The sequence below is a fragment of the Corallococcus sp. AS-1-6 genome, assembly GCF_020037015.1.
In the GTDB taxonomy this organism is placed as follows: domain Bacteria; phylum Myxococcota; class Myxococcia; order Myxococcales; family Myxococcaceae; genus Corallococcus.
Window position 1 is genome coordinate 92,209 of the sequence record NZ_JAIQDE010000025.1, and the last position, 17,332, is coordinate 109,540.

Here is a 17,332-nt window from a genome sequence, read left to right on the forward strand (position 1 = left end):
CCGACAGGATGCCGGAGGACGGCGAGACGCTGGACTCCATTGGCACCGCGGACGTGCGCGTGTTCCAGCGCCGCGCGGGCTACCGCTTCACGTTGGACGCGGTGCTGCTGGCGCACTTCGCGGCCACGGAGGGGCAGGACCTGCCCGGGCCGGTGCTGGAGCTGGGCGCGGGCAGCGGCGTGGTGTCGCTGCTCCTGGTGAAGCAGTTCGGCGTCGCGGGCCCGGTGGACGCGCTGGAGCTCCAGCCCGCGGTGCACGAACGGCTGACGCGCGCGGTGGCGCTCAACGGGTGCGAGGGCCGGGTGCGGCCGGTGCTCGGGGACCTGCGGCAGGCGCGGTCGCTGTTCACGCCCGGGGCGTACGGGCAGGTGGTGTCCAACCCGCCGTTCCGCCGGGCCGAGGCGGGCGTGGTGAGCCCGGACGCGGAGCGGGCCATGTCCAAGTCGGAGGTGGCGTGTGACGCGCCGTCCGTGGTCGCGGCGGCGCGGCATGCCCTGCGGCCCGGGGGCGGCGTGAGCCTGGTGTATCCGGCGGCGCGGCTGGCGGAGGTGCTGGGGGTGCTCGCGGGCGCGCGGTTGTTCCCCCGGGTGCTGCGCGCCGTGCACGCGCGGGTGGACGCGCCCGCCACGCGCTTCCTGGTGCAGGCGCTGCGGGACCAGGACCGGGGCCTGTCCGTGCGTCCGCCGCTCATCGTGCATGGTGACGGAGCCGGTGGGTACGGCGCGGAGGTGGCGGCGCTGATGGACGTGCCGCTGGCGGAGCGGAGCGGGGGTTGAGCGCCCGGCCGCCGGACGTGGGGCCCTGCGAGCGTCGGGGCCGGATGGGGGGATGCATCACAACGTAAGGGGCACTTCACCCACCGGACGTCCGCGTCCCGAAGAGGAGAGCCCCATGAACGTGACGATGCTCAACGAACAACCGTCGCTGCTGAAGTCGGCCGCGCTGCTGCCCCCGCGCCTGTCCCTGGGCGCGACGATGATCCACCACGGCCTGGAGAAGCTGAAGAAGGAGAGCATCGAGCAGCAGGCGGGCATGTTCGAGCAACTGGGCATCAAGCCCGGCAAGCAGTGGCTGCTGGCCACGGGCATCACGGAGCTGGTGGCCGGGGTGAGCTCCATCCTGGGCATCGCGACGCGCTTCACGGCGGTGTCGGTCATCGTCACGCAGGCGATGGCCATCGCGAAGGTGCACAGGAAGAACGGCTTCGACATCACCAAGGGCGGCTACGAGTTCAACGTGGCGCTCATCGCCATCGCGCTCGGGACGCTGATGCGCGGGCCGGGGCGGCTGTCCCTGCACAGCGCGCTGGAGCGGCGGGTGAAGCGCCGGGAGCTGAGGCACTTCCGGCTGCTGCCCCGTCAGCGCCGGGGCTCCATGCTGCTCGACGCGCTGGGGTAGCCGGGGCCTTGGAGGGGTGTGGGGGTGTCGCCTGCCCGGCTGCCAGCGAACCGGGCCCGCCGGTGGCGCCCCTGCCTCCGCTTCATCCCGTAAGATGCGCGGGCCATGGCCCCCCCGTCCGTCCTGCTGATGCTGGCGCTCGCCGCGCCCGCCGCGTCTGTCCCCAACTTCTCCACAGCCGAGCCCTCCAGCACCGCGCGCCTCACGGAAGCGGGCCTGGCCTCCGTGCGCTCCGTCATCCGGGATACGAGCGCCGGGCGGCTCGAAGTCGCGGGCCTCGCGTCCGTGACGGCCGCCACGCGGACCCGTGCCAGTGATTCCGAGACGCCCGCCGCGGTGCGGATGCCCGCGGGCTTCGCCGAGTCCATCCCGACGCCGCCCCGCGAGCCGGCCACGGTGCCGGCCACGGGCGCCGCGCAAAGCCAGACAGAATCCCTCTCAGAAGCCGGCCGCATCGCCGTGGAGGCCAGCGTCGGGGCCCTGCGCGCCGCGGCCATGGCGATGCACGGCAAGGCCGGCGCGTCCGGCCTGGCCACCGTGGGCAACCCGGACGAGCACTACGCCCGGGGCGTCGCCGCCCTCCAGTCCAAGGACTCGCGCACCGCCATCGCGGAGCTGTCCGCGTGCGTGCAGGCCGCGCCGTCCCGCGCGGACTGCCGCTGGGAGCTCGGCTGGGCGTACTCCGTGGAAGGCCGCTGGGCGGACTCCCTCACGCAGTGGACGCAGGTGCGCGCGCTCAATCCCAGCCAGCCGGACCTGGAGGGCGCGCTCACGCAGGCCCGCAACCAGGCCGCGCTCCAGGCGAAGCTCGCGCAGCCCGTGGACAGCGCGCCCCGCCCTCCCCCGCCGCCGGGCGCGAAGCTGCGCATCCGCGCCGCGGGTGACCTGATGCTCGGCACCACCGTGCCGGAGGGCTACCTGCCCCCGGAGGGCGGCGGCAGCGTCATCGCGGCCGTGCGCCCCCTGCTGGAGGACGCGGACCTCACCTTCGTGAACCTGGAAGGGCCGCTCTGCGACACCGGTAAAACCACCAAGTGCCGCTCGCCCGCGAACTGCTACGCGTTCCGCTCCCCCACGTCCTTCGGTGACTACCTCAAGGAGGCCGGCGTGGACGTGGTCTCCACCGCGAACAACCACTCCGGCGACTTCGGCGAGGAGTGCCGCCGCGCCACCGAGTCCACCCTGGACGCGCTGGGCATCGCCTGGAGCGGCCCGCCGGGCAGCGTGGCCACCGTGGAGCGCAACGGCCTGAAGATTGGGCTGGTGGCCTTCCACACGTCCGCGGGCTGCAACCACCTGAACAACCTGCCCACCGCCACGGCGCTGGTGAAGCAGACCGCCGCCACGCACGACATCGTCATCGTCTCCTTCCACGGCGGCGCGGAGGGCGGCAAGGCCCTGCACGTCCCGGCCGGCAGGGAGATGTTCTTCGGCGAGGACCGCGGCGACCTGCGCGCCTTCACCCACGCGGTGGTGGACGCGGGCGCGCACCTGGTGCTCGGCCACGGCCCGCACGTCGCGCGCGCCATGGAGTTCTACCAGGGCCGCCTCATCGCCTACTCCATGGGCAACTTCGCCACCTACGGCCGCTTCAACCTCAAGGGTCCGCAGGGCCTGGGCATGATCCTGGAGGTGGAGCTGGACGCCAACGGCCGCTTCTCCAACGGCCGCATCCTCCCCACCAAACAGATTGGTGAAGGCATCACCCAGCCGGACCCGGCCGCCAACGTCGTCTCGCTGGTGCGCAAGCTCACCACGGAGGACTTCCCCGACACGGGCGCCCGCATCGCGGACGACGGCCGCGTCTCTCCGCGCAAGTCGCCTGTCACGGCCTCCAGCGCCGCGCCGTAGCGCCGAGCCTTCACGACAACGCCGCACCCGCACCCACGGACGCCTCGGCCTCCGTGGGTGTTTTGTATGTCACGCATCGCGCTTCGTTGAAGCCGGGCTGCTGCCTGGGCTGCCGTGCGCTTCATTGCGCCTCCAAGCGTGCCGCGCCGTGCAAGGCATGCGCGTGCGGCGTGCGCTAAGACAGGCTCCGACGTGCCTGCTCATCGACTGCCCAGACTGACTTCGCTTCGCCCGTTCGAATACCCCGGCTACTTCGCCGTGTGGTTGGGCGCGCTCATCTCCAACATCGGCACCTGGATGGAGACGGTGGCGATGGGCGTGTACGTCACGCAGACCACGGGCCGCGCGGAGTGGACGGGCGCCATCGTCGCGCTGTCCTTCCTGCCCGCGGTGGTGCTGGCGCCGGTGGGCGGCGCGCTGGCGGACCGCTTCGACCGGCGCGCGTACGCGGGGCTGGGCGCGCTGCTCCAGGCGGCGCTCGCGGCGGTGCTGACGGTGCTGGCGTTCCGCGGGCAGTTGTCGGTGTCCATCATCGGCGTCATCTCGTTCCTCAACGGGTGCGTGAGCACGCTCACCTATCCGGCCTTCTCCGCGCTGCTGGCGGAATTGGTGCCGCCGGAGGACCTGCACCTGTCCACCAGCCTCAACTCCGCGCAGTTCAACCTGGGCCGCATCATGGGGCCCACGCTGGCCGCGGTGGTGTTGCAGGCGGGCGGGCCCGCGTGGGCGCTGCTCGCGAACACGCTGTCCTTCTTCGCGGTGCTGGTGGCGCTGTGGCGCGTGGTGCCGCCGGCGCGGGACAAGGCCGCGAAGCGCGAGCCGCTGTGGGACGGCATCCGCCGCGGCATCACCGTGGCGCGGGACGACGAGGACATCTCGCTGGTGCTGGTGGCCACCTTCTTCGTGGCCGCGCTGGTGGCGCCCTTCATCGGCCTGGTGCCGGTGTTCGCCATCCGCGAGCTGGGCCAGGGCGCGGCGGCCACGTCGCTGCTGGTGACGTGTCAGGGCGCGGGCGCGGTGACGGCGGCGCTGTGCGTGGGCACGCTCGCGGAGCTCTTCGGGCAGCGCAAGCTGCGCGGCTACTCGGCCACGACCATCGCGGTGCTGGCGGGCGTGTACTGGCTGGCGCCCACGCTCCAGGTGGCGGCGGTGTGCATCTTCTTCCTGGGCGCCAACTACCTGGTCCTGATGAGCAGCCTGAGCGCGTCCTGCCAGGGCCGCGTGCCGCGTGAATTGCAGGCGCGCATGGGCAGCCTCTACAGCATGGTGTTGGGCGCGGGCTATTCGCTGGGCGTCTGGTTCCAGGGCGCGCTGGCGGACCGCATGAACCTGCGCTTCGTGACCATCGCGTGCAGCGCCATCTTCCTCGCGCTGGTGCTCACCACGCGCCTGCTCAAGCCCGCCCGCTTCGAGAACGAGCCGCTGGTCCAGGCGGACGTCCAGCCGTTCTCCGACAGCGCGCACTGAGCGCGCGCGCCGTCAGTCCTCCTCCTCCAGGTCCCGCTTCAGCTTCGTCAGCAGCTTCACCGCGTGCGTGGCGTAGGAGCTGATCCACCGCGCGTGGATGTCCTGGATGGGCGCCGCGTTGAGGTAGTGTCCCCGGCAAGGGGTGCCCCATGGAGCCGAAGTTCCAGGTGCAGTTGAAGATCCGCAAGCCGGTGGCGCAGGTGTTCGAGGCGGTGGTGAACCCCGCGAAGCTGAGCGGCTACTTCGTGAAGACGAGCAGCGGTCCGCTGGCGGCGGGCACCACGGTGAAGTGGAGCTTCGCGGAGGCGCCGGGCGAGTTCGACGTCATCACGCGCGAGGTGACTCCCCACGAGCGCATCGTCTTCGAGTGGCCCGCGGACGGCGGCTACAACACGCGCGTGGAGATGAACTTCGTGCCGCTGGACGCGGGCAACACGCTGGTGAAGATCAGCGAGTCCGGATGGAAGCCGGATGCGCAGGGCATCAAGGCGTCCTACGACAACGCGGGCGGCTGGATGCACATGATGCTCTGCCTCAAGGGCTCCTTGGAGTTCGGCATCAACCTTCGGGAGGGCGGGGCGTTCTGAAAACCGCGACGCGGGGGAATGTCGCGGCCAGACTGCCGTTCCCTCGCGTCCCGTCGCCGAAGGAGCCCCATGCCGTCCGTCCGCGTCCCCGCCCTGCTGCTCTCCGCCCTGCTGCTCTCCGCGCCCGCCGCGAACGCGCAGGAAGCGAAACGCGCCCCGGAGGCGCTGGGCCTGGGCATGGAGGGCTACGCCTACCCTGCCCCCGTGCAGTTCCTGTCCGTCAAGCTGGAGGGCCAGGACCTGCGCATGGCGTACATGGACGTGAAGCCCACGGGCAACGCCAACGGGCGCACGGTGGTGCTGCTGCACGGCAAGAACTTCTTCGGCGCGTACTGGAAGGACACGATCCGCGTCCTCTCCGGCGCGGGCTACCGCGTCGTGGTGCCGGATCAGATCGGCTTCGGCAAGTCGTCCAAGCCGGCCATCGCGTACAGCTTCCACACGCTCGCGTCGCTGACGCGGCAGGTGCTGGAGGAGCTGGGGGTGAAGCAGGCCGCGGTGGTGGGGCACAGCATGGGCGGCATGCTCGCGACGCGCTTCGCGCTGATGTACCCGGAGGTGACGACGCAGTTGGTGCTGGAGAACCCCATCGGCCTGGAGGACTACCGCGAGTCCGTCCCCTGGAAGTCCACCGAGGACCTCTACCAGGAGAACCTCAAGGCCACGGAGGAGGGGCTGCGCAAGTACCAGCGCGGCTACTACGTGAAGTGGAAGCCCGAGTACGACGAATACGTCCAGGTGCTCTACCGCCAGACGCTGAGCGGTGAGTACCCGCGCCTGGCCTGGGTGTCCGCCGCCACGCAGACGATGATCTACGAGCAGCCGGTGGTGCACGAGTTCCCGCGGGTGAAGGTCCCCACGCTGGTGGTGATTGGCCAGGAGGACCGCACGGTGGTGGGCAAGGGCAGCGTGCCGCCCGCGCTGCTGCCGAAGCTGGGGCAGTACCCGGCGCTGGGCAAGAAGACCGCCGCGGCCATCCCGGGCGCCACGCTGGTGGAGCTCCCCAACGTGGGCCACATCCCCCACTTCGAATCGCCGGAGAAGTGGCACGCGGCCCTGCTGGGCTTCCTGAGCAAGGTTTCGAAGTAGTCTCCCGCCGCATGCATCGCATCCGCGTGGTACGCCACGCGTCCGAGCGGGGCGGCTGGGAGATGGCGCTGGCCACGCCGCCCCCGGCGCTGGCGCCGCTCATCCGGGACTACTGCGGCTTCCGCGAGGCCATGCCCCAGCCCATGCGCCGGCAGGAGCTGCCCGGGGTGCAGGTGGTGCTCATCCTGGAGTTCGGCCCGCTGCTGAAGCACCTGGACGACGCGGGCGCGGTGACGCGGCACCGCTCCGGCTTCGTCGCGGGGCTGGACGAGCGCTGGAGCACCACCGAGCACAACGGCGAGTCCCACGGGCTCCAGGTGAACCTCACGCCGCTGGGGGCCCGGCGCCTCTTCGGCCTGCCCATGCACGAGCTGTCCCACCGGGTGACGGGCCTGGAGGACCTCTGGGGCGCCGAGGCGCGGCGGCTGGTGGAGGCCTTGGCGGAGGCGCGGGACTGGGCGGCGCGGTTCGCGCTCGCGGACGCGTTCCTCTTGAGGCGCGCGGAGCGGGGGCCGGCGGTGGACGCGGGGGTGACGTGGGCGGTGGAGCGCATCCAGCGGACGGGAGGCCAGGTGGACATCGCCACGCTCGCGACCGAGCTGGGCCACAGCCACAAGCACCTCATCCACCAGTTCCACGAGCAGGTGGGGCTGCCTCCGCGCAGGCTGGCGCGCCTGCTGCGCTTCGACCGGGCGGTGGAGCGGATCAAGTCCGGGGGCCCGGTGCGCTGGGCGGAGCTCGCGCTGGAGCTGGGCTACTTCGACCAGGCGCACCTGAACCGGGACTTCCGCCAGTTCACCGGCGGGCCACCGTCCGCCCTCCTGCGCCGTGCACTGCCGGACGCGGGCGGGTTCGAATCCGGCGCGTAGGTAAAATCCGTCCAAGAAGGTCCGCGGGCGGATGGGCAGGATGCGCGGTGAAAGGAAGACACACCATGTCCCTGCCCAGCCTGTATCCCTTCATCCACTACGCCGACCCCGAAGCCGCCCTGCGCTTCCTGAAGCAGGCCTTCGGCTGCGAGGAGCGGGTCGTCTACCGCAAGCCTGACGGCGCCATCGCCCATGTCGAGCTGACGCTGGGCCATGGGCTGGTGATGTTCGGCGGCGCGGAGGGCGGCCGGCTGAAGATGGCGGCGTCGAAGGACGTGCCCCTGAAGAACCTGGGCATCTACGTGGTGGTGACGGACCCGGATGCGCTGTACGCGCGGGCGAAGGCGGCGGGCGCGACCATCGCGATGGAGCTGCACGACACGGACTACGGCTCGCGGGACTTCAGCGCGCTGGACCCCGAGGGGAACGTCTGGAGCTTCGGCACGTACCAGCCGCTCGCGGTGCCTCCGCCGAAGGGGTGAGGCGCCTTCGTCGACGGGGCGGGGCGTCCATGCAAGGCTTTCCCCATGAAGCTCTTGTTGGGGCCCCTCCTGTACGCCCGGGCGCAGGCCACGCCGGACCCGAAGTCCCATGACGTGTGGAGCTTCTTCGTCAACGTGTTCCTGGACAGCACGTCGGCGAAGAAGCCCCCGGCGTTGAGGCTGTGCTTCCGGGACGCGAAGGGCCACCAGGTCGCCGTCTTCGACGAGGTGAAGGCCGCCGCGGACCTCACCGCCCTGCCCAAGGACACCCGGGGCGTGGTGTGGCGCTGGGAGGTCGTCCTTCCGCGCACGGACGAGGCCCGGCGGTTGTCCTATCACTTCGAATCGCCAGACACGCCGGGCGTGCCGGTGACCTTCGAGCGTCCGCCGCCGCGAGACGACCGGCCGTGGTCCACGAAGGTCATCCCGCCGGAGCCGCTGGTGGTGTCCGACGTGGTCGTCCCGGCGAAGGGCGTGTCGCCCAACATCGCGTTCTTCTCCTGCAACGGCGCCAGCCGTGCGAGCGATTGGAGCAACCTGGCGCAGCCCTTCGCGCTCTGGGAGCGGATGCTGCAGCAGCACCAGCGGGAGCCCACGGACCCGGCGAAGACGCCGGGCTTCCAGTTGTTGCTCGGGGGTGGGGATCAGCTCTACGCGGACTCGCTGCACAACACGCTGGATGTGTTGAACGCGTTCATGAAGCTGCCCCGGTCGGAGCGGTTGAAGCTGCAGGTGCCGGACGGGTTCTCGGAGCGGTTGTTCGCGGAGTACGTCTGGCTGTACCGGGAGCGGTGGGGTGGCAGCCAGGGCATCGCGCCGTTGCTGCGGCGGGTGCCGGGGCTGTTCATGTGGGACGACCACGACATCTTCGACGGCTGGGGTTCGCACGAGGACCTCCAGCAGGCGCCCTGGTATCGCGCCATCTACAGCGCGGCGGCGCGGGCGTTCGAGGCCTTCCAGCGGGGCTGGTTGGAGCAGCCGGCGAAGGCGCGCGAGCCGGACGACCGGGGCGTGGTGGAGCCCGCGCGGCACTATTTCCAGACGTTCTGTTTCTCCACGGCGGACTGCGACCTGGACGTGGTGTTGTTGGACTTGAGGAGCGGCCGGACCAGCCGGGTGTTGGACACCGGAAACGCGCATCCGCAGACCGAGTTCACGGTGATGAGCCGGTCCCAGTGGGACGCCTTCGACGCGTGGCGCGAGGAGCACCGCCAGCGGCCGGAGAACGGCAAGAAGGCGCGGCACGTGTTGGTGGTGTCGTCGGTGCCGCTGGTGCACCTGCGGTTCGGTCCGGCGATGGAGCGGATGAGCGGAGGCGGGGTCGAGCTGCGCGACGACCTGTTGGACCAGTGGGAGTCCTCGGTGCACCGGGGCGAGCGGACGCGGTTGTTGATGAACCTGTTCTCGCTGGCGAAGAAGTCCTACTGCGCGGTGACGGTGTTGTCCGGGGACGTGCACGTGGGAGCGAGGGCGCGCGTGCGTTCACGCAACCCGGACCACCTGGTGCCCGCGTTGGGGACAGTGGGCGAGGTGTTCATCGAACAGGCGACGTCCTCGCCCATCGTGCATCCGCCGCCGGGGTGGCTCGCGTTCAAGGGGATGTTGGCGTTGTCGCAGGATTCGAGGGAGGACCTGCCGGGGTTCCTGCAGACGGAGCTGTTGCCAGTGGGCAAGGAGCTGTACCTGCGGGACCGCAACTGGCTGTCCATCCGGCTGGAGCGGCCCAAGCACCGGGACACGATCGCGCGTCCGAAGTTGTGGGTGAAGTGGATCGCGGAGAAGGAGAACCTGCCCATGGAGGTGGTGGTGGAGCCACCGCCCTTCCCCACCGTGGGCTGAGAGCGTCAGCGGACCGGGAGCTCCCGGAAGGAGATGCCCGTCCAACCACCCTGCTCCACCGCGTCCTTGAAGCGCTCCGTGCCGATGATCATGGTGCTGAAGTTGTCCAAGCGGAACAGGTCCCTGTCCGTGGGCAACGAAGCACCGTCGAGGATGGGGTCGTCCGGACGGCGGAAACCCTGTCGTCCGCAGGTGGGACAGGGCGGCTCCAGGTCGGGAGGAAGGCAGTCGCGGTGCAGCAGGCCGCGCGGTTCGATCTGAATCTCGAGGATGTCTGGGGGCGTCTTCTGCCGGAACCGCAGCTCCGTCTTGCAACCCAGCAGCCCACGAACGCCCGCGGCCTGGAGACCGTCGAGTGCGTCGCGGCGGATGAGCATCAGCGAGGTCCCCTGCCAGGTGAACGGCCCGAACTGACCGGACGCAGTGCCCGTGAGCGGACCGAAGCTTGTCCCGGGAGAAAGCGATGCACTCGGTGGCACCAGCGGGCGCACCAGCTCGCGGAGACGGACGAATTCATGAAACGGCTCGGGCCGGGGCTCTTCAAATTCCCGATGCTCGGGGATGAGTGAAAGGTCCACGACTGGGTACTGACGCCCTGATTGGCTCCACGTCAGGCCGCACCCCGGACAATCTTTGAGGCCAGGAAGTCCCCATCTATGTGCGGCATCGAAGTCTCCGCTGAAACGGGATGTGGCTGCTTCGTCGTCGCGGAGCCAGAAGAAGGGGGGCATGGACCGTCAGGCCTCGGATGGATGAAGGCTCAGTTGTACTGCTGGATGGGGCCACCCAGGAGCTGGAAGCGATAGATCAGTTCCCCGGCATGCTTGAAGATTTCTTGAGGTGGAGCGAGGTCGTTCTCGTTCTTGAACTCGCGCCAGGCCTTGTTCCACAAGCCACCGCTGGATCCTCCACTGTGAATGCGCCGGTGGACGTGTACGGGAATGGGGATCGTGTACTGGTGGATGTCGATCCCCTTTCTCGTGAACCACTCAGCCAGGTCCCGGGCCTGCGGGAAGATGTGGTGCTTCTCGAACTTCCCCGCCGGCAACTGCCGCTGAGGAGGCACGGGCTTGGGGTTCCCGTACCAGGGGAACACCATCACCGGTTCCACATCACCTGGCAGCCCCATGGCGCCGCCCCAGTTGCGCCGGGGCCCGCTTCCCGGCGCGGGGGCCACGGCCACGGGTGGCGGACGGGGCGGCGGGCCCCGTGCCAGCACCACCTCTCCGGGCACGTCCTCGCACCGGAAGAAGCCGCAGGCCGTGTCCCCACACACGAGGGTCACACAGGCGTCGCTGCTTGCGTCACCGCACTCCGCTTCGGCTTCATCCCAGCGCTGCTGGAGCGGCGTGCTGGACGCGCACGCCGCCATCCACAGCACCAGCGCACAGAACGTCAGGCTCTTCCCCATGGCGGAAAAGCCTAACATCCGTGCTCAGGGCAACGGCCCCTCCACCAATCGCAACACATCCGCGAGCACCCCCGCCGCCGTCACCGCCGCGCCCGCGCCGTAGCCTCGAATCACCAGCGGCGTGGGGCTGTACCGCTCCGACAGGAAGCTCAGCGCGTTCTCGCCTCCCTTCACCGCCGCCAGCGGATGCTCCAGCGGCACCGGCACCAGGCCCACGCGCACGCCCTCCGGCCCCACGCTGCCCACGTAGCGCAGCACCTTGCCTTCCTTCCGGTGCGCGTCCACCCGCTTCTGGAAGATCTCATCCGCCTGCGGCAGCCGCGCCAGGAACTCCGGCAGCGGTCCCTTCGCGTCGAACTCCTCCGGCAACAGCGACGCCAGCGCCACCTCCTCCAACTCCAGCGACCGCCCCAGCTCTCGCGCCAGGATGAGCACCTTGCGCGCCACGTCCGTGCCCTCCAGGTCGTCTCGCGGGTCCGGCTCCGTGAAGCCCTTCTCCATCGCCGTGCCCACCGCCTTCGACAGCGGCACCCCGGCTTCCGTCAGCCCCAGGATGAACGACAGCGAACCGGACAGGATGCCCTCCACCCGGTGCACCGTGTCTCCCGTGCGCAGCATGTTCTTCAACGTGTCGATGACCGGCAGCCCCGCCCCCACGTTCGTCTCGTAGAGGAACCTCCGCTGGTGCCGCGCCGCCGTCTCCCGCAGCGCCCTCCAGTGCTCCTGCCGCCCCGCATTGGCCTTCTTGTTCGCCGTCACCACATGCAGCCCGGACGCCATCAACGCGGGGTAGCCCAACGCCACGTCCTGGCTGCTCGTGCAGTCCACGAAGATGGGCCGGCCCGGCCGCCTCGCCTTCGCCCACGCCTGGAACGTGTCCAGCGTGAACCCGGACTCGCTCGCCTCCAGCCGCGCCTTCCACCCCTCCAGCGCCACCCCCTCCGGCGCCACCAGGCTGTGTCTGCTGTTGGCAATGGCACACACCCGCAAATCCAACCCGTGCGCCCGCAGCTTCGGCGCCTGCTGGTGGATCTGCCGCAGCAGCTCCCCGCCCACCGTGCCCACGCCCGCCACCAGCAGCTCCACCACCTCCGTGGTGCCAAAGGCCTTGCGGTGCACGTGCGCCATCGCACGCGGCCCGTCCTCGCGCGAAATCACCGCGGAGATGCTCCGCTCGCTCGACCCCTGCGCGATGGCCGCGATGCTGCAATCCACGTCCGCCAGCGCGCTGAAGAACGTCCCCGCCACGCCCACCCGGTGCCGCATCCCGTCTCCCACGATGCTCAGCACCGCGAGCCCCGGCTGGTGCTCGATGGGGTCCACCTTCCCCGCCTCGCGCTCCACCTCGAACGCGTCCTCCAGCGCCAGCACCGCCCGCCGGGCCTCCGCCTCCCCCACGCAGAAGCTGATGGAGGACTCGCTGGAGCCCTGCGTGATCAGCACCACGGAGATGGACGCCATCGCCATCGCCTCGAAGACGCGCGCGGCCGTGCCCGGCACGCCCTTCAACCCCGCGCCCGCGATGTTGATGAGCGCGATGTCCGGCAGGAACGACAACCCCCGCACCGGGTGCCGCGAAGCCGGCGCCGTGGCCGTCACCCGCGTGCCCGGGTGCTCCGGCCGGAAGCTGTTGCACACCCGCACCGGGATGCCCCGCTCCCTCGCGGGGGCAATCGTCTTCGGATGCAGCACCTTCGCGCCGAAGTAGGCCAGCTCCATCGCCTCCTCGAAGCTCACCTCCTCCAGCGCGAACGCCTCCGGCACCAGCCGCGGGTCCGCGCTGAAGATGCCGTCCACGTCCGTCCAGATCTCCAGCAGCCGCGCGTCCAGCGCCGCCGCCGCCAGCGCCGCCGAGTAGTCCGACCCTCCCCGCCCCAGCGACATCGTCTTGCCGCGCGCATCCCCACCGAAGAAGCCCGGCATCAACATCAGCCCCGGCCCGTCCTCGCGCAGCGGCGCGAACCGCGCGCGGATCTCCTCCAGCCGGGGCGTCGCCTGCAGCGGATCTCCCGAGCACACCAGCACCTGCCTCGGGTCCACGCTCACGGGCGCAAGCCCCCGCGCCTCCATCAGCGCCGTGAGCAGCAGGCACGACGCCCGCTCCCCCAGCCCCGACAGGTGCGCCAGCACGGACGGCGAGCACTCCCGCAGCAACCCCACGCCCTGCAACAGCCCGCGCAGCTCCACCCCCAACGCCACCAACCCCTCCGCGAGCGGCCGCGTCTGCGCGGGCTTCAGGTCCACGCTCAGCGCCTTCGCGATGACGGAGTGCGTGTCGTCGAACCGGGCGCAGGCCTCCTGCACGGACGCGCCCTCCTCCGCCACCCTCGCCGCCTCCACCAGGAGGTTCGTGATGCCCGACACCGCGGACGCCACCACCATCACCCGCTCGGCCTTGCGCGCCTCCTCCACCAGCGCCACCACGCCGCGCATCCGTTCCGCATCCCCGACACTGGTGCCACCGAATTTCATCACGCGCATGACACGGCCTCCTTCTGGAACGGCGGGACTCGGGGGCTGGGGCGGCACATCGGGAGCGGCGTCATACGGGTCCTCGGGGGTGGCTGCTGACGGGTGTGGGGGCAACGAAAAAGCCCCGCGCTCGGGAGGAGCGCGGGGCCGGGTTCGGAAGGAGGGACCTCCAGGAGGTCCACTTCGGAAGTCAGGCGGTCCGCGCTCCGCGAGGAGTCAGGCCGGTGCGAGTGCAAGTCTCGGTCAGCACGGTCCGCGCGCGCGCGCCCACGGGGGACGTCGTCCCCTCGTGCCGCTGGCTGTTCCCGCTGCGTCCGGCCATGGAGTCCCCATCCTAGCCGCTTTCCGCGCGCCAGGGTCAGGGGGCGGGCAACCAATCCCCTGCCCCACGGTCCCCACCGTGGTGCTCGCGGCCAGGGCTGCCGACATTGTGAGTGTGTGAGCTGTCCCACCCCCTTCCGGAGCACCCCATGGCCACCCGCAAGAAGAGCGACACCGCCCACAAGCCTGGCTTCGCCAAGGACCGCGTGGAGGGCGGGCTGGAGGCGGACGACACCAAGCCCCTGTACGCGGACGATGCCAAGCACTCCACCGAGGAGCAGAAGTTCGCCCTCGACAGCGACGGCCCCGTCGGCGGCCCCCGCAACAACCCCCAGAGCGTCATGGACGACATCGACGACGAGGAGCGCGAGGAGCGCGGCCGCCTCAAGGCCGAGGCCCGCCAGCAGGAGGAGAACGAGCCCACCCGGGAATGAAAAAAACCGGGGCCCCGACACCCGCGTCGGGACCCCGGCCTCCGCACCTTGAGGTGAGGCGCTCCGCTACTTGGAGGCAGGCTTTGACGCCGGCGTCTCCACCAGCGTGAGCTTGCCCAGGTGGAGCGGCGTCACCTGCTCCTGGATGACCAGCGGGTCGCCCACGAGCACCACCTGCATGTTGGCCGGGTCCAGGTAGGACTCGGCCACGCGCTGCACCTCCGCGGCGCTGGCGTTCTCCAGGCCCTCCACGGCGCGCTTGAAGTCGTCCATGGGGCGGCGGTGGAAGTAGAGCTGCGCGGCGCTGCCGCCCAGGCCCTCCACCGTCTCGAAGGCGCCCGGGAAGCCGCGGATGAGGCCTTCGCGCGCGGCGGCCAGCTCCTTCTCCGTGATGGGCCTGGACTTGATGCCGGCCAGCTCCTGGATGAACTCGTGGAGCGCCGGGCCCGTCACGTCCTGCCGCACGGCCGCGTACGCGGTGAGCGGTCCCACGCCCAGGCGCGTGCCCAGGTGCGCGTTGGCGCCGTAGCTGTAGCCCTTGTCCTCGCGGATGTTCATGTTGAGCCGGCTGCCGAAGAAGCCGCCGAACACCGTGGTGGCCAGCTCCAGCGGGTACTCGTCCGGGTGGCCCGCGGAGAGGCCGGGGCGGCCCACCAGCACCACCGTCTGCTCCAGGCCCGGCTTGGGCACCACGCGCACCTGCTGGCGCGGCGGCGCGGGCGGCGCGGGCGGCGGCTTGGGCGCCACGGCCCCGCCCTTCCACCCGCCGAAGTACTTCTTCCCCCACTCCACCGCCTGCTGGAGCGTCACGTCACCGGCCATGATGAGCGCCGCGGCGCGAGGGCCCGTGTTCTTCGTGTAGAAGTTCTTCGCGTCCGCCAGCGTGAGCGCCTCCACCGTCTTCGGCGTCCCGCCGGACGTGTGGCCATACGGGTGGTCCGCGCCGAACACCGCCTGGTAGTAGGCCTGCTGCGCCAGGAAGTTCGGGTCGCCCATGCGGCGCACCAGCTCGCCCAACTGCTGCTTCTTGCGGCGCTCGAAGGCCTTCGCGTCGAAGGTGGGCCGCAGGACGACGTCCGACAGCAGGCTCATCGCCGCGTCCACGTTGGTGGTGAGCACGCGCGCGCCCACGAAGGCGCCGTCCGGGTCCACCGACATGGCGGGCGACACGCCCAGGTCCGCGAACGCGTTGTCCAGCGCCACCGTGTCGCGCTTGCCCGCGCCCTCCAGCAGCATGCGGTAGGACAGGTCCGCGATGCCCAGCTTCGCGGCGGGCTCTTGCGACACGCCCGCGGCGAAGGCGATGCCCACGAACACCAGCGGCAATTCCTTGCGCGTGCTGACGATGACGGTGAGGCCGTTGTCCAGCTTCGCCTGCTCGAAGGTGGGCAGCACCAGCTCCGGCGGCTTGCCGGGCGCGGGCGGCTGGTCGCGGAACGCCTCCGCGTCCGGAGCCGGTGTCTGGGGTTGCGGCTGCGCGGCCGGCGCCGTTTCAGCCGGCGTCTCCGCGGGCTTCGTGGTGGCGCAGCCGGCGATGGACAGCGTGAGGAGGGCAGTGAGGATTCGGCGGTGCATGACTAGCGGGCCTCCTTGCCCGGGGCGGAAGACGGCGCGGCCCTGCCGGCGGACGGCACGGCGTGGAGCACGACGCGCGCGTCGGGGCGCAGCACGTCGTTGGCGAACTGCTTCACCGCGTCGGGGGTGACCTCCTGGTAGCGCGCCAGGTCCTGCGCGACGTAGCTGGGCTCGCCCACGAACTGGTTGTAGCTCTGGAGCGTGTCGGACTTGCTGCCGCTGCCGCCCACCGCCTGCAGGCCCGCGAGCTGGCGCGTGTCATAGCGGGTGCGCGCGCGGACGATCTCCTCCTGCGTGACGCCTTCCTCGCGGACCTCGTCCAGCACCGCGTCGATCTCCTTCTTCAGCGTGTCCGTGGTGACGCCGGGCCGGGCCACCGCCTCGATGGAGAAGACGGACTGCGCGCCCTGGCTCTGCTGCACGGCCTCCACGCTCTGCGCCAGTTGCTTGTCCAGCACCAGCCGGCGGTACAGGCGGCTCGCGCGGCCGGTGCCCAGCGCGGTGGCGAGCACGTCCGCCGTCGCGTCCCCGGGCTTCAGGTACGGGGCGGTGAGCCAGGACATGGTGAGCAGGGGCAGCGTGGCCACCTTCTCTTCGTGGCGGAGGGTCGTCTCGCGCGTGACCTTCACGGGCTTCACGTCCGGACGCTGGGGCTTGGGCCCGGAGGGCAGCGTGGCGAAGTACTTCTCCACCAGCGCCTTGGCCTTCGCGGGGTCGAAGTCGCCCACGATGGCGAGCGTCGCGTTGGAGGGCGCGTACCACTTGCGGAAGAACGCCTTCACGTCGTCCACCGTGGCCGCGTCCAGGTCCTTCATGGACCCGATCACGTTGCCGGAGTACGGGTGCGGCGCGGGGAACAGCGCCTGCCACGCCTTCTCCTGCGCTTCACCGTAGGGGGCCGTCTCCACGCCCTGGCGGCGCTCGTTCTTCACGACCTCCTTCTGCGTCTGGAGCTTCTTCTCCGTGAGCGAGTCCAGCAGGAAGCCCATGCGGTCGCTCTCCAACCACAGCGCCGTCTCCAGCAGGTTGCTGGGCACGGTCTCGTAGTAGTTGGTGCGGTCGAAGCTGGTGGTGCCGTTGAGGTCCGTGGCGCCCGCCTGCTCCAGCAGGCCGATGTGCACGTCGTCCGGCACGTGCTTGGAGCCCTGGAACATCATGTGCTCGAAGAGGTGCGCGAAGCCGGTGCGGCCCGGTGTCTCGTCGTAGGCGCCCACGTGGTACCAGACGTTGACGGCCACCACGGGCAGCTTGCGGTCCACGGAGAGGATGACCTCCATGCCGTTGGGCAGCGTGTACTTCTCATACGGGATGGCCAGGTTTTCGCGGCCGGGCTCCAGCGGCTTCGCCTCGGGGGTCTGCGCGAGCGCCGGAAGCCCCACGAACAGGGCCGCTGCGGCGAGGGCCTTCAATCGGGACAAGGTTCCTCCACGGTTCAGGACGGTCTGTCGCGCGCTTAGCACGCACTCCGGGCGCTGTAAGCCGGAAGGCGGCGGGGTGGGCTCGGGGGTGCCGGGTGTTGCTCGCCGTGCGACACTGC

General features: G+C 70.7%; 15 protein-coding genes. 10 read left to right on the top strand and 5 right to left on the bottom strand.

Annotated elements, in window-relative coordinates; all coding sequences use genetic code 11:
• The first annotated feature begins 8 nt into the window (after positions 1–8).
• From K8612_RS28845 to K8612_RS28885, 9 genes are all read left to right on the top strand, one after another.
• Positions 9–776 (top strand): tRNA1(Val) (adenine(37)-N6)-methyltransferase, encoded by a 768-nt coding sequence (locus K8612_RS28845; RefSeq protein WP_223764668.1) that lies wholly within the window; start codon positions 9–11, stop codon positions 774–776.
• A gap of 115 nt (positions 777–891) precedes the next feature.
• Positions 892–1,398, top strand: a complete 507-nt coding sequence (locus tag K8612_RS28850) for a DoxX family protein (protein ID WP_223764629.1) — start codon at positions 892–894, stop codon at positions 1,396–1,398.
• A 105-nt stretch (positions 1,399–1,503) separates the two neighbouring features.
• Positions 1,504–3,249 (top strand): CapA family protein, encoded by a 1,746-nt coding sequence (locus tag K8612_RS28855; RefSeq protein ID WP_223764630.1) that lies wholly within the window; start codon positions 1,504–1,506, stop codon positions 3,247–3,249.
• A gap of 192 nt (positions 3,250–3,441) precedes the next feature.
• Complete coding sequence (locus K8612_RS28860; protein WP_223764631.1) at positions 3,442–4,716, top strand: MFS transporter; 1,275 nt, start codon at positions 3,442–3,444, stop codon at positions 4,714–4,716.
• Between the two features lie 149 nt (positions 4,717–4,865).
• Positions 4,866–5,303, top strand: a complete 438-nt coding sequence (locus K8612_RS28865; protein WP_223764632.1) for an SRPBCC domain-containing protein — start codon at positions 4,866–4,868, stop codon at positions 5,301–5,303.
• A gap of 69 nt (positions 5,304–5,372) precedes the next feature.
• Positions 5,373–6,392, top strand: coding sequence for an alpha/beta fold hydrolase (locus K8612_RS28870; RefSeq protein WP_223764633.1), 1,020 nt, complete (start codon positions 5,373–5,375; stop codon positions 6,390–6,392).
• Positions 6,393–6,403: 11 nt separating this feature from the next.
• The gene (locus tag K8612_RS28875; protein WP_223764634.1) at positions 6,404–7,261 is read left to right on the top strand and encodes a helix-turn-helix domain-containing protein; all 858 of its coding nucleotides are present in this window, start codon (positions 6,404–6,406) and stop codon (positions 7,259–7,261) included.
• Positions 7,262–7,326: 65 nt separating this feature from the next.
• The gene (locus tag K8612_RS28880) at positions 7,327–7,743 is read left to right on the top strand and encodes a VOC family protein (RefSeq protein WP_223744387.1); all 417 of its coding nucleotides are present in this window, start codon (positions 7,327–7,329) and stop codon (positions 7,741–7,743) included.
• A 45-nt stretch (positions 7,744–7,788) separates the two neighbouring features.
• Positions 7,789–9,582, top strand: coding sequence for an alkaline phosphatase D family protein (locus K8612_RS28885; protein WP_223764635.1), 1,794 nt, complete (start codon positions 7,789–7,791; stop codon positions 9,580–9,582).
• Between the two features lie 5 nt (positions 9,583–9,587).
• Here K8612_RS28885 and K8612_RS28890 read toward each other — a convergent pair whose 3' ends face one another.
• From K8612_RS28890 to thrA, 3 genes are read right to left on the bottom strand one after another with little or no spacing between them, the layout of a single operon-like run.
• Positions 9,588–10,313, bottom strand: a complete 726-nt coding sequence (locus K8612_RS28890; RefSeq protein WP_223764636.1) for a double-CXXCG motif protein — start codon at positions 10,311–10,313, stop codon at positions 9,588–9,590.
• A gap of 29 nt (positions 10,314–10,342) precedes the next feature.
• The gene (locus tag K8612_RS28895; protein WP_223764637.1) at positions 10,343–10,993 is read right to left on the bottom strand and encodes a TIGR02269 family lipoprotein; all 651 of its coding nucleotides are present in this window, start codon (positions 10,991–10,993) and stop codon (positions 10,343–10,345) included.
• A 24-nt stretch (positions 10,994–11,017) separates the two neighbouring features.
• Positions 11,018–13,474, bottom strand: coding sequence for a bifunctional aspartate kinase/homoserine dehydrogenase I (gene thrA, locus K8612_RS28900; RefSeq protein WP_223764638.1), 2,457 nt, complete (start codon positions 13,472–13,474; stop codon positions 11,018–11,020).
• A 461-nt stretch (positions 13,475–13,935) separates the two neighbouring features.
• Between thrA and K8612_RS28905 the strand changes: the two genes are divergently transcribed.
• Positions 13,936–14,220 carry a hypothetical protein gene (locus K8612_RS28905; RefSeq protein WP_223744379.1) on the top strand — a complete coding sequence of 95 codons (285 nt, stop codon included), beginning with the start codon at positions 13,936–13,938 and terminating at the stop codon, positions 14,218–14,220.
• 66 nt (positions 14,221–14,286) lie between these two features.
• On the opposite strand, the gene K8612_RS28910 is transcribed toward K8612_RS28905, so the two are convergent.
• Both K8612_RS28910 and K8612_RS28915 read right to left on the bottom strand, forming a co-directional pair.
• Positions 14,287–15,795, bottom strand: a complete 1,509-nt coding sequence (locus K8612_RS28910; RefSeq protein WP_223764639.1) for a pitrilysin family protein — start codon at positions 15,793–15,795, stop codon at positions 14,287–14,289.
• A gap of 2 nt (positions 15,796–15,797) precedes the next feature.
• Entirely contained in the window at positions 15,798–17,204 is a 1,407-nt protein-coding gene (locus K8612_RS28915; RefSeq protein ID WP_223764669.1) for a pitrilysin family protein, read from the bottom strand.
• Between the last annotated feature and the right edge of the window lie 128 nt (positions 17,205–17,332).

Coding starts and splice junctions, on each gene's coding strand:
- K8612_RS28845 (WP_223764668.1), top strand. CDS start 9: ATGCCGGAGGACGGCGAGACGCTGGACTCCATTGGCACCGCGGACGTG.
- K8612_RS28850 (WP_223764629.1), top strand. CDS start 892: ATGAACGTGACGATGCTCAACGAACAACCGTCGCTGCTGAAGTCGGCC.
- K8612_RS28855 (WP_223764630.1), top strand. CDS start 1,504: ATGGCCCCCCCGTCCGTCCTGCTGATGCTGGCGCTCGCCGCGCCCGCC.
- K8612_RS28865 (WP_223764632.1), top strand. CDS start 4,866: ATGGAGCCGAAGTTCCAGGTGCAGTTGAAGATCCGCAAGCCGGTGGCG.
- K8612_RS28870 (WP_223764633.1), top strand. CDS start 5,373: ATGCCGTCCGTCCGCGTCCCCGCCCTGCTGCTCTCCGCCCTGCTGCTC.
- K8612_RS28875 (WP_223764634.1), top strand. CDS start 6,404: ATGCATCGCATCCGCGTGGTACGCCACGCGTCCGAGCGGGGCGGCTGG.
- K8612_RS28880 (WP_223744387.1), top strand. CDS start 7,327: ATGTCCCTGCCCAGCCTGTATCCCTTCATCCACTACGCCGACCCCGAA.
- K8612_RS28885 (WP_223764635.1), top strand. CDS start 7,789: ATGAAGCTCTTGTTGGGGCCCCTCCTGTACGCCCGGGCGCAGGCCACG.
- K8612_RS28890 (WP_223764636.1), bottom strand. CDS start 10,313: ATGCCCCCCTTCTTCTGGCTCCGCGACGACGAAGCAGCCACATCCCGT.
- K8612_RS28895 (WP_223764637.1), bottom strand. CDS start 10,993: ATGGGGAAGAGCCTGACGTTCTGTGCGCTGGTGCTGTGGATGGCGGCG.
- thrA (WP_223764638.1), bottom strand. CDS start 13,474: ATGCGCGTGATGAAATTCGGTGGCACCAGTGTCGGGGATGCGGAACGG.
- K8612_RS28905 (WP_223744379.1), top strand. CDS start 13,936: ATGGCCACCCGCAAGAAGAGCGACACCGCCCACAAGCCTGGCTTCGCC.
- K8612_RS28910 (WP_223764639.1), bottom strand. CDS start 15,795: ATGCACCGCCGAATCCTCACTGCCCTCCTCACGCTGTCCATCGCCGGC.